Genomic DNA, 11,537 nt, shown 5'->3' on the forward strand with positions numbered 1-11,537 from the left:
AGAGTTTACAAGGGGGTGTACAGGTTTCGACGGGGATAGGAAGCTGATGGTTGCATGCCGAGGTCCGGGCTGGCCTCGTTAAAAAGCCCGGGGCGAATTACACGCCGATAATTACGACTACGCTGTAGCAGCTTAATAACCTGCTACCGATCCGCTGAGCCTCTCCCACGGGTGAAGATGGATCGTCATTTTAGTGGGATAGTTGAGGGGAGGGTCCACGGTCCCAAGGCGAAACCTTAGTGGAATCGCTTCCCGGAAATCCCTGCCAGGGGAGAGTCGGGCGGCTAAATTAAATCCTGGCATAAGCATGTAGACGCCTTCAGTGTATGATCTTCGGACGCGGGTTCGACTCCCGCCACCTCCACCATTTAAAAGTCCAGTAAGGACTGGAGCAGTACAAGAAGCCCTGAGAAATCAGGGCTTTTTTGTTTGTGTTTGTCTGATAGTGTGCTATATGGTTTAACTATATCCGGAAATTTTGGGGGCCGAATCTGGGAGCAAAGGCCCCCAATCAATATCAGAGGCCCCCAAAAAGGAGGAAAGCCCCATGCCGAAACGGATCGTGCCGTTAACAGACGTCAAGGTCAGGAATGTGAAGCCGGCCGGCAAGGATGTGAAGCTGTTTGACGGTGGGGGGCTGTATCTTCTGGTTACTCGTTCGGGTGGTAAGCTCTGGCAGTTCAAGTACCGGTATGATGGGAAGGAGAAGAAGCTGGCTTTCGGGTCGTATCCTGAAGTTTCTTTGGCTGATGCCAGGGATAAAAGGGAATCGGCCCGAAAGTTGGTGGCGTCGGGTGTTGACCCCGGGGTGGTAAGGAAGGCGCAGAAGGCAGCGCGGGCCAGTGAGGTTGAAAACAGCTTTGAGGTTGTGGCTAGGGAATGGCACTCCCGGTTCTTATCGACTTGGACGCCAGGCCATGCGATGACGATCATGTCCCGATTGGAGCGTGACGTGTTCCCTTGGCTGGGTAGCCGCCCAATCGTAGAAATCAAGGCCACTGAATTGCTGATGGCGCTGCGGAAGGTGGAGATCCGGGGGGCTCTTGAGACGGCGCACAGGATAAGAACGGTATGCGGTCAGGTGTTCCGGTATGCCGTGGCGACGGGGAGGGCGGAGAGGGATATTTCGGCAGACCTTCGGGGAGCATTGCCGCCGGTATCGGAAAAGCATCATGCCTCCATAACCGAGCCGGCAAAGATTGCCGAGCTTCTCCGGGCAATAGAGGGCTATCAAGGCGGCTTTGTTGTCAGGTGTGCCCTGCAGCTCGCCCCGATGCTTTTTGTTCGCCCTGGAGAGTTGAGGGCGGCAGAGTGGAGCGAATTCGATCTTGATGCGGGTGAGTGGCACATACCGGCGGATCGGATGAAGATGAAGCAGGCACACCTTGTGCCGTTATCTTCTCAGGCAGTAGAGATACTGCGAGAGCTGCAGAAGCTCACAGGTAGCAGTCGTTACGTGTTCCCTTCTGGTCGATCCTTCCACCGTTGCATGAGTAATAACGCAGTCAACGCGGCTTTGCGGCGCATGGGGTATGAGAAAGACGAGATGACCGGTCACGGTTTTCGGGCAATGGCTCGAACGATTCTTGATGAGGTGTTGCATTTTCGGCCTGATTACATAGAGCACCAGTTAGCACATGCAGTGAAGGACCCGAACGGCAGGGCCTACAATCGGACGGCACACCTTGCAGAACGGAAGAAAATGATGCAGACGTGGGCCGATTATCTGGATGGCCTGAAACGTGGGGCAAAGATTTTGTCGTTTCCGGGTCATGCACAGGGTGAGTAATTCAAAGAGGATTTTTTCTTATAGGTGTGGAAAATTGCTGTCCAACCGTCCAAATTGTCCAAAACGCAGTTAACGAATTGATAATGTTATGGAAAATCGTGGACAGAATTGGAAAAACTAGGGGTGCTTATTTGTCCCGTGTCCCTCACTCGGGACAGAAAAGGGAAGCGATACCTTGAGGCGGATCGAGTAGCAATTTCACTTTCAGGGGATAGGGCGGCCACCCGACAAGCTGGTAACTCCTGCCAGCTTCCCCTGAATTTTTCAGGAGCCGCAAAGGAGAGCGGAGAATGTTAATCACGCAGCACGGACGATTTACGAGTGATTTGCGTCCCCATGCGTTTCCAGACTGGAAGGACCTGGCGGTATACAGAGTACCCGACTTTGTGCGGCAAGATGAGGTATATCGCTTTTTCGCGTGGCAGTTTCTACGCCGAAATTCAAACTATCAGCGCTCGTACCATGAGATCCGAACTGTAACAGACCAGGTTGATATTCTCCTACAAAACCGCCACCCAGACATTAGAAGCGACTGTACTATAGGTAATTACGGATATTGTCAGCGTTATGGCATAACTCTTTATCCACGTGAAAGAAGAGAACCTTTGACCGACAATAGCCTGAGGAAGATGGCAGAATCATTTTTTTTGAACGGTTTCATTCCTTCACCTGCCTACAATGAATTTATCATGCCGCCAACGATCGGCGGCAATGTTAGGCATCCGGCATTTTATGCATGGGATGATGACACCGCACCATATTGCGCTTTGTTTAAGCAGCATCATCGTCTGATTGACATTGACTTACGTTTCCCCTTACAAAAGCAATTCATGGATGCGCAAGTGGCTCTGGAAAACGATCTGGAAGACGAAGACCGCAGCTTAATGATTAACGGGGGGAAAAATATACCAAATAACGTCATTATCGGGTGTCTCCTTGACAGCGATCCGCCACTAGACTGGACTCCGGCAACTATCGGACCGTACTACCGTTTGAAGTTGATTGACCTTCATTTCAATCTAAAGATCCAGTTTGAATATCACAGTAAAATTCTGAAAGCTGAACAACAAACAATTCCCGAAGCGGTCAAGAGGTTAACACAAAAGAAACGCCGTACGGATGTGCTTGTACGGTATCTTCGGGTCATAGATGCTCTTGCTTGCGGAGCAGAGACTGGCGAGCTTGTAGGGCAGCTCTATCCTGGCAAGTCTCGATATGAAAAGGCTGTTGGCGACAGCACAAAAGGCAAAGGAAGTTATTCGCCCGCACACGCGGCATTTTATGCCGACCGCAAAGAAGCGCATTATCTGTGTCAATCTGGATGGCGAACCCTTCTAGATTAACTTCCCCAGTTTTTTCATTTTTTCATTTTTGTGGAATCTAATTTCCCTCTAACCCGCCGATATTGCCCAACTCGCCTCAATAGCTGATACTGGCCTTCATCGAACATTATTCACCTGGAATCAACTAGGTTGAGTGGTGGAGGTCGCAAATGAACAAGTATTTCCGTGTCAATCAGATCATCCCTCACATTTTCCCCGTGGCTAAAGGTACGTGGTGGGCCTGGGTAAAGGCTCACCCTGAAGATCTTACACCGACCAAACTCGGGCCACGTACAACGGTATGGTCAGAGCAACAGCTCAAAGCCTTCGCAGAAAAGCAGCAGGGTAGCGACCGGTAATGCCCGGCGATGTCTACGCATACCTCTGTGAGCTCATGGAGGCCGAGGGCCTGACTCCACCGACCACTCTGGAGCTTGACGGCCGGGCGCGCCGGTGGTGCGGAAAAGACGAGAAAAACCCGAATACCTGGGCTATGGGGTTTGACAACGGCGACGGGACGGCCGGCGGCCGGTTCGGCAACTGGCGACTCGGGATAGATGAGCCGTGGTTCTTTCGTCCGGCAAGTCTCACCCGTCCCTCACGCGAAGAAATGGAAGAGATGCGCCGGCGGAATGAGGAAAAGCGGAAACGGGCAGAAGAAGCCCGAATTGCTGAATTCATTCGTGTGTCGGCCACCGCTTCCAAAATCTTACGGAAGGCGGCCCCCGCCCGCCCGGATCACCCCTACCTCGTGGGGAAGGGGGTACTCCCTTTCAACCTTCGCCAGTCCGGCGAATCCCTTCTGATACCGGTTCGGGATACGGCGGGGGTGCTTTGGTCCTTGCAGTTTATCGACCCTTCAGGCTCAAAGCGTTTCCTTTCCGGTGGCCGCATTTCCGGGTGCTATCACTCTATCGGCCCGAAGCCGGTTGATGTAATTCTGGTAGCAGAGGGCTTTGCCACTGCGGCCACTCTCTGTATGGCAACCGGTTATCCGGTCGCCATTGCCTTCAACGCCGGGAATTTGCTTCCCGTCTCACAAGCACTCCGCACCAAGCACCCCTCAGCAACTTTTCTGATTTGTGCCGATGACGACCGACAGACTCCCGGAAACCCCGGCATGACCGCCGCCCGCAGGGCTGCCGACATGGTGGGCGGTGTCGTGGTGTCTCCTGATTTTACCCTGATAGATTCCACCGCCGAGGAGACACCGTGAGCAAGCAACCGACAGATTTCAACGACGTTGTGCAAGTTGCCGGAAAGAAGACGTTGCCGGCTATCAAAAAGCAGTTTGAGAGCGCGGTTGATGCCAACAAGGGTGTCAAATTCGGTCCGTTTCTGTTTGGTCCTCGTGGTGTTTTCCGTGACAAGGACGAAGACACCGTTCAGGTTTGCTCGCCACTGCGCCCAATCGCCTTGACTCACCCGGCCCCGGGTGAATCGGGATCGTGGGGGGTATTGGTCGAAGCAAAGGACCCGAACGGGATATGGCGCCCTCTTCATCTCCAGACAACCGCATTGGTGGAGCGAGGCGGGGAAGCAGCACGGGCGGCATTTGTTGCACAGGGTGGGGTAATTGCGGCCGGGGCTCGAAAGACCGGGTTTAGTGATGCCCTCTTTGCAATTGTTGAACACGGTCGCAATCTCCCGCGCCATGTGAATGTGTCTCTTCCCGGATGGATCGAGACAGACAAGGGTCCGGCCTATGCCATGCCCAATGGCACCGTCATACCGAAATCCGCCGACGTGTTTCTGTCCGGTCATGTCGTGCATGGCTACCGCACGGCGGGCACTCTTGCGGGGTGGCGGTCGAGCATTGGTGAGTTGTGCCGTGGGAACTCATGTCTAATGTTCGCCGTATCGCTTCCTTTGACTGCACCCTTTTTGAAATTGATGAACCGTCAGGGCCTGATTGTCGACCTCTACGCTATGAGTTCAAAGGGGAAAACCACTTTATTGGTGGCAGCGTCGTCAGTCATAGGCTCACGAGAATTGGTGGGGTCGTTCAATGCGACGATGACCGCCGTGGAAATAACTGCTTCAACTCGAAATGATGGTCTCGTGATTTTTGACGAAATCGGTCAGGGCGATGCCGAAAAACTGCCGAGCATAGCCTATGGAGTCGGCAACGGTACAACCCGCAGCCGGGCTAATGACCAAGGAAAACTTGCCGCCCCGCCGCGGCACTATAAGACCATTATGGTTTGCGCCGGTGAAGCCCCGTTTCGAGATATAGCGAAGGGCCGCGATGGCAAAGGTGAGTTGTACCAGGGGCAGCTCGTCAGATTCGTGGATACTCCGGTTAGCAGGGCTTACGGCGTTTTCGATTACCTGCACGGCAGGCCGGACGGCGGGGCCTTCGCTGATGAATTGCGGCGCATGTGCGATGAAAATCACGGCCATGTATTCCCGGCGTTCATGGAGAAATTGGTCGCTGAACTCCGTAGGGATAGGGCAGGGGTGGTTGCTCGAATCGAAAAGATTGAGGCCGAATTTCTGACCACATACGTTCCGACAAATGCCGGCGGACAGGTGAGAAGGGTCGCAAGGTCTTTTTCATTGATTGCTGCGGCTGGAGAGCTGGGGGTTGAATACGGTTTGCTGCCCTGGGGTAAGGGAGAGGCTTCTGCCGGAGTTGCCGAGCTCTTCCTGGCGTGGTTGCGAGAGCGGGGCACCCATGGCGATGGTGAAGAGGCTGAACTGCTGAAAAAGGTAGAAACGGCCCTCACGAGGGACGGCGCTTCCCGATTTGAGGAGATAGACAGCGGGCAGAGAGCGGCAGGCAGGCCGATTATTGACCGTAGGGGCTGGAAGAGGAGCATCGCCTCCATTACCGGATCGTCAATCACTGAGTACTTTCTACCATCGGAGCAGTTCAAGGAGTTGGTTCGACCCGCGCCGGTCCGGTGGGCTGCCGACGTACTTAGACAACATGGATGGTTGCAACCAGGAGAGGGCGAGGGGCATACACGCCGGGAGATTCTGCCGGGCCTTGGCCGGCAAAGGGTATATGTGCTTAGTGCCCCAGAGGAAGAGCAGGGCGAGGATTCCCCGCAATTTGACCCTGATGACCGGCCACCTTTCTGAATTTAACCGGCCACGAGGATGCCGCCCGGATCATGGCCCGGTATGAACCGCACTTCTGAAAGAAAGGGGTTATAGATTCCGGTTCTCTGTAAATAAACCGTCAAATCAAATTTATATTGATGAAAGGAGAAAGCGTCATGTTTGGATCGAAACCCAAGGAAGATAGTATTCTCAATTTAATGGAAAGAGAGAAGCAGATTTTACAACAAATATCTGCTGTTGAAGCTTTGATTGCCAGTGTTGATTCGGTAGGTGTTGCTATCAAAGCAAAAATTGAAAAGTCGGTTGCAGATCTTGTTGTTTCAGAGTGTAGGTTTAAAGAAACAGTCAAAGATTTTGCAACAGGTAGCGTCGATGACGACGTATTGTTATCCGGTAAAGAGGATGTTAAAAACTCTAAGGCTATAGTTGACACTTACCAGGAAGCTTTTGACTCCAATAAAGGAAGGTTTTTTCAGCTCCAAAACCAGAAAAAAGAGCTTCTTGCTAACCTTGGTTCAGTGAGATCAGTGTTGTGGCAAGATATATTAACCCGTGAAACTGAAAAACTCAGGCACCAACTCCGCCGGACGTATGTTGCATTTGTTCTCCATGCGGAAAACCGTGACGGCAACACTATTAATGCCTCGGTTCGTGGTTTTTTTACTCAATTCTATGATGAGTTGATGTGTCTAGCTCAGGATAAACCAGCTTTCAATCAACTTGCAGATGTAGTGTTATCGGACCGGCTTAAGGGGTAATAAATGCTGACAAAAACTGTTTTTGTAAAGCAATCACCTGAAGACCCGGCGTGCTTCGGAGCTGTGGCGGCAATGGCTGTGGGCAGTTCTCTTGAAGATTTTAAGCTTTTTATCGGTCGAGATTCAAATGAGGACCAGAAACCTTATTCACTCAAAGAGGTGGCACGGTGGTTGTTTTATCACGACATGACCTTTATTCCTGGAGGCTACCTTTACAACCACGTTGTTTATGAAGAATGTCCGGGGGTCGAACTCAAGGTCACTATCGACGCAGATATTATGCAGATTCTCAACGATTATGCGGAACAACTTGAAATGAGCTTGGAAACAGCTGTGAATGGTTTGCTGTGTCGTGTGTTGCAGGATTGCGGCGCAAAAACTCGGCAAGGTTTCAGGTATTTAGCCCCAAGTGGTTATGGAGCAAGCTTTTTTCAAAAACAGATAGGATACCTCAAGTATGTGGTTCCTATCAATCAACCCTTATTAGGCCCCCGTCCGTCAAGGGCAAAAAAGAGCCCTGACGATTTTGAATCGCTTTTTAAATGAATCGGATCAGCAGTTTCTCTGTTCTGACTTCATTTCGGAATCATCAGAGTCAGGAACCTTTGCCAGAAGGAAAGGTCCTGCACCAAACACCTATCGAGGTTCACACCGCTGCGGATACTACAATTGGCAGCGGCTGCGAAGGCATCACCTTCGCGACCTGGAAACTGTACCGTACCCTCATGCCGTCCCATTCAAAGCGTCGGGATTAATCCTGACGGAGAATCGCAGTTAGTGCCGGGCTCAGGCGAGGGGCAGAACACACCGAAACAGCAAGAAATCGACTCATGTATGTAAGGAGCGGGACGGAGCTCTAATCCAAGCGACAGGTATCCGGGCATCGGCCAATCGACCGGTTCGCGTTCAAAGACGCACTGTTACTCATCTTTCACGGTCGTGATCATGCTCGCCCCATGTGGCTCCAGTTGAACGTTGTAGCTGCTTCCATCCCCTCCAGCTCTATGCTGTTGCCATGAACTTCTCCAAGTTGAACGGCACGTTATTTTTCAGCATGTAATAGATCGCCCGCGCCAGCTTGTGCGCTATGATTCCGATAGCCTTTCCCTTGCCATGTACCTTGGCCAGATTCTCCACCAGCTTCTTGGCCGGCGGGTTGTAACGGATGAACAGCATGGCTGCTTCGGAAAAGGCCCACTTCAGATGCGCATTGCCGATCTTGGCGCCGCCGCTGCCTTTCTTCTTCCCGGCTGATTCGTGACTGCATTTGACTAAGCGGCAGTAAGAGGCGAAATCCTGAACCGACTCAAAACGATTGATGTCGTGGATCTCGTAGAGCATCACCAGGGCCAGGATTTGCCCGACACCGTGGATAGAGCGCAGCAGCAGGAGTGTATGCCAGTCATGACGGCGGGCTGTTTTCTCGATGTCCCATTCCAGGGCTTTGAGAACGTCGTCATAGGCATCGATCATTGCCAAATCGACCTGCACGATCTTTCGAACCTGCGGGTCGGGAAAGTGTTTGTCTACCCCTTGCCGGTTGCTCTCAACAGCAAGATGGACGCCGATTTCCGGCAGATTGTACTGGGTAGCTGTATTGTGGATGTGAGCGTACAGTTGTGCCCTCTTTCGTACCATATGGGTCCGACGGCGCAGCAGATCGCGGGTAGCGCGCATCTCCGGAGGGTAGACGTAAGCAACAGGGAACGAGCCGCCGCGTAACAGCACCGCGATCTTGTGGGAATCGATCTTGTCGTTTTTCGCTTTCCCGCCGTGGACGGCTTTCATGTAAAGGGCATGACCCAAGACAAATTCGATTCCTTCCTTACGGCAGAGATCGGCAAGCCAGTACCAGGCAAACATGCATTCCACGCCGACCACCAAGCCATCACGGAAAGGCGCGACTGCTTTGAGAAAGGCCTCCGGCGAACTTGAGATGTTGCGGTGCAGGAGCACCTCGCCCTGTGCATCCAGGATACAGAGGAACATTTTCTTCGCATGAAGATCGATTCCGCAGTAGTGTTTGTGAGTTTTTGTGTAAAATCTCATGGGTAAGGCCTCCTTTGGAGAATGGGTTCTCGCAAAGTCCAGCATACGGCAAAAATCCGTATGCCCAAGGGGGGCCTTACATAGTATCCGGCGATTGTGGCGGTCAAAAGCTCGGCTGATTTCGATCACGCGCTTTACTGGGACGGCGCTCTTTTGTGGGATTCGGCGAGGCCTGAAGAGGATAATCCGGTTAGCTTGGATGAATACACGGTCTATGCCTGGCATCCAATAGGCAAATTCAAGGAGAATGGCGGCGCTAACATTCCGCAAGGTTTTATTCCGGATGATGAACCCGGCCCGGTCGGTGAGGTTAAGGAGAAGGGTTATTAAGGGTATGCGGGGCCGCTCCCGTGGTTATGGGCTGAGTTTCTGTATCCAGGAGTGTACCCCTGCATAAAGGGCCGGAGGTGCCCCCTCCGGCCCGCTTAAACCAGTAAGGGGAAGGTGGTGTTATGGGACCAGGGATACCACCAGGCTTTGAATGACACCGTGCTTGAGCTTATGGCAAAGAGCCAGCGAATTGAGCAGGTCATCAAGAGGCGTACCGGCGAGGGCGAGCCGGGGAAGAGATAGGCAAAGCAATGGCATGGAACGTACTGAGAGAGGGTGAAGCACGAATGAAGATTTGTCCCTTGACTAGGCAAGGGACAGGGGCCAAGGGCAAACGGTGCATTGCAAACGATTGTGTCCATTGGAGCCGTGAGTGGAGAACTATTCATAACAATCGGTGGGTGTTTGCGGGGCATTGTACCCATGGCCGGCGATAGGACCGAACCGTCCATGAATTTGTGAAACTCAATGGTTATGCCACATCGTTACATTATTTTTTGCTGCGGGGCGACCGGCGAGGATAGCGTATCGGGGGCGCTGGAAACGGTACTTCCCTTGGAACCGGGCCACCGCCACATGATAAAGGGGCGAGAGTGGTACTGCGATTGGGTAGGCAAAAACATGGAAGGCGAGCCATTGGCAAACTTTCGGCCAGTGGCATAACGGGTCAAGGGTGTGGGGCTTGCCCCTCACCACCCGTTGGTTAGCGATTTCATGAGGTGACAGGATGGGCGAGGCCAGTAAACGCGGGACATTTGAGCAACGGAAAGAACAAGCTATTCAGCGGAAACAAGCGGAACAAGACACCATTCGTGCAAAGTTGGAACTCCGCAAGCAGCAAGAAGAACAGGCTTGGAAAATCATGGTCTGGTGGCAGATCGAACTGAGTGAGCGGCGGTACTATCAGATTAGGAAGCGAAGAACAGACACACAAATGGCGCTCGCCTCACTCCTTGGCATGGCTTACGGCGGGAGATGGGGCGGTATTGGTGCAATACATCGCTAACAATGAATATCTGATTTTGACCGGGGGGACCAACTTCGCCGGAGCGTACACCGAAAGGAGTGAATGGTTATGGCTGAATTTTCTCTCAGTCTTGAAGGGATGGATGCCGTTCGGGAGGCATTGAACCCGGCTATCTATCAGGCGGCCTTTGTTTCCGCTCTCAACAAAACGACGGATCGGGGGGTTACTGCTGCGACAAAGACGGTGATCGAAACCTACAACATCAAACGCCGGGATCTCTGGTCAACTTCGACCGGCAGAAGCAGGATAAAGGTCATCCGTGCGCGCCGGGGCAGTCTTGTGGTGACGGTTCAGCTTGCCGGCCGGTCGATCTCGCTGTCTTATTTTGGCGCGGTGCAAAGGATCGGCAACAAGGTTATCACCAGGCAGGGAACGAAGACCCTCAAGAGGACGCCGCGCGGCGCTCCAGCGGGGGTGACGGTGGAGGTCCATCGGGGCAAGCGTACCATCCTGCCGAAGGCGTTCCTCTCTACCGTCCAGGCAGGCCGCACCGGTACCCATGTTGGTGTCTGGATGAGAAGGACAAGCGCCCGGGGATCCCTCCTCGACAAGCGCATTCCCACCGCGGCGACCCTCTTCACCGGAGTGCGGGCCTCCGACTCATTTCGCAAGGCCGTTGACGAGCATTTCTTCAAGATATTTAACCACGAACTCAACTTTAGGACGCAGAGGCGTTGAGTCATCAACCATCCCGGCAGAAGCCCTGTCAGATAAGAAAGGAGTTAACCCCATGCTGTTCAAGAACATCAACGACATCTTCGAGATCGTCCCGCCCGTTTCCTGTGATGGGATCAACAATCGCCAACTTCCCCCCGCCGAGCAGATGTACTTCAAAGTCTACGGGGTGAACATCGTCGACAAGGACAACCTCGACATACAGAGCACCCTCGACCGCAACCGCTTAACCCCGGAGAAGGCCATGGAGGAGTACCACAAGCGGCTCTGTGGCCTGGTCAGGGAAAAGTTTGTCTCGCTTCACAACTACTTTATTGAGACCCCGGACGGCCTGCGAGCTGTGACCGACTTCGACGAGTTCCGCCAGATAGCACCCCCCGAACTCGTTCAGTGGCTTTTCAGCGTCATCATGAGTGGTGAGGCACTCAGCGCGGCGGAGAGAAAAAACTTTTCACTGGAGTCCGCTTCAGCCTAGCGACCTCAGGCAAGAATGTTGAGAAGTACAGTTGCGCCACCTG

At 53.0% G+C, this 11,537-nt stretch carries 12 protein-coding genes and 1 other RNA gene; 12 read left to right on the top strand and 1 reads right to left on the bottom strand.

The annotated features are described in order from the left end of the window. The first annotated feature begins 11 nt into the window (after positions 1-11). The 8 genes from ssrA (at position 12) to AABA48_RS05820 (ending at position 7,484) form a co-directional block, all read left to right on the top strand. Positions 12-367: a transfer-messenger RNA gene (gene ssrA / locus AABA48_RS05785) on the top strand. A 180-nt stretch (positions 368-547) separates the two neighbouring features. Next, on the top strand, positions 548-1,789 hold the full coding sequence (locus AABA48_RS05790; protein ID WP_286349692.1) for a tyrosine-type recombinase/integrase: 1,242 nt from the start codon (positions 548-550) through the stop codon (positions 1,787-1,789). Between the two features lie 290 nt (positions 1,790-2,079). Further along, positions 2,080-3,132 carry a transcriptional regulator domain-containing protein gene (locus tag AABA48_RS05795; RefSeq protein WP_338271204.1) on the top strand — a complete coding sequence of 351 codons (1,053 nt, stop codon included), beginning with the start codon at positions 2,080-2,082 and terminating at the stop codon, positions 3,130-3,132. A 149-nt stretch (positions 3,133-3,281) separates the two neighbouring features. Next, the gene (locus AABA48_RS05800) at positions 3,282-3,470 is read left to right on the top strand and encodes a transcriptional regulator (RefSeq protein WP_338271205.1); all 189 of its coding nucleotides are present in this window, start codon (positions 3,282-3,284) and stop codon (positions 3,468-3,470) included. 251 nt (positions 3,471-3,721) lie between these two features. Then, entirely contained in the window at positions 3,722-4,327 is a 606-nt protein-coding gene (locus AABA48_RS05805) for a toprim domain-containing protein (RefSeq protein WP_338271206.1), read from the top strand. Next, the gene (locus tag AABA48_RS05810) at positions 4,324-6,198 is read left to right on the top strand and encodes a DUF927 domain-containing protein (protein WP_338271207.1); all 1,875 of its coding nucleotides are present in this window, start codon (positions 4,324-4,326) and stop codon (positions 6,196-6,198) included. Before AABA48_RS05805 ends, AABA48_RS05810 begins: the two co-directional genes overlap by 4 nt. Before the next feature lie 137 nt (positions 6,199-6,335). Then, a complete protein-coding gene (locus tag AABA48_RS05815; RefSeq protein ID WP_338271208.1) occupies positions 6,336-6,938 on the top strand; it encodes a hypothetical protein in 603 nt (200 codons plus the stop codon). Positions 6,939-6,941: 3 nt separating this feature from the next. Continuing rightward, complete coding sequence (locus AABA48_RS05820) at positions 6,942-7,484, top strand: hypothetical protein (protein ID WP_338271209.1); 543 nt, start codon at positions 6,942-6,944, stop codon at positions 7,482-7,484. Positions 7,485-7,940: 456 nt separating this feature from the next. On the opposite strand, the gene AABA48_RS05825 is transcribed toward AABA48_RS05820, so the two are convergent. After that, complete coding sequence (locus AABA48_RS05825) at positions 7,941-8,987, bottom strand: IS110 family transposase (RefSeq protein WP_338270090.1); 1,047 nt, start codon at positions 8,985-8,987, stop codon at positions 7,941-7,943. A 96-nt stretch (positions 8,988-9,083) separates the two neighbouring features. Here AABA48_RS05825 and AABA48_RS05830 point away from each other — a divergent pair, with 96 nt between their 5' ends. The 4 genes from AABA48_RS05830 (at position 9,084) to AABA48_RS05845 (ending at position 11,494) form a co-directional block, all read left to right on the top strand. Further along, the gene (locus AABA48_RS05830; protein WP_338271210.1) at positions 9,084-9,317 is read left to right on the top strand and encodes a hypothetical protein; all 234 of its coding nucleotides are present in this window, start codon (positions 9,084-9,086) and stop codon (positions 9,315-9,317) included. Positions 9,318-10,044: 727 nt separating this feature from the next. Continuing rightward, positions 10,045-10,323 carry a hypothetical protein gene (locus AABA48_RS05835; protein ID WP_286349685.1) on the top strand — a complete coding sequence of 93 codons (279 nt, stop codon included), beginning with the start codon at positions 10,045-10,047 and terminating at the stop codon, positions 10,321-10,323. Between the two features lie 69 nt (positions 10,324-10,392). After that, entirely contained in the window at positions 10,393-11,022 is a 630-nt protein-coding gene (locus AABA48_RS05840; protein ID WP_286349684.1) for a phage tail protein, read from the top strand. A 52-nt stretch (positions 11,023-11,074) separates the two neighbouring features. Further along, positions 11,075-11,494, top strand: coding sequence for a hypothetical protein (locus tag AABA48_RS05845; protein WP_286349683.1), 420 nt, complete (start codon positions 11,075-11,077; stop codon positions 11,492-11,494). Positions 11,495-11,537: the final 43 nt, after the last annotated feature.

The sequence above is a fragment of the Geobacter sp. 60473 genome, from assembly GCF_036323535.1.
GTDB lineage: Bacteria > Desulfobacterota > Desulfuromonadia > Geobacterales > Geobacteraceae > Geobacter > Geobacter sulfurreducens.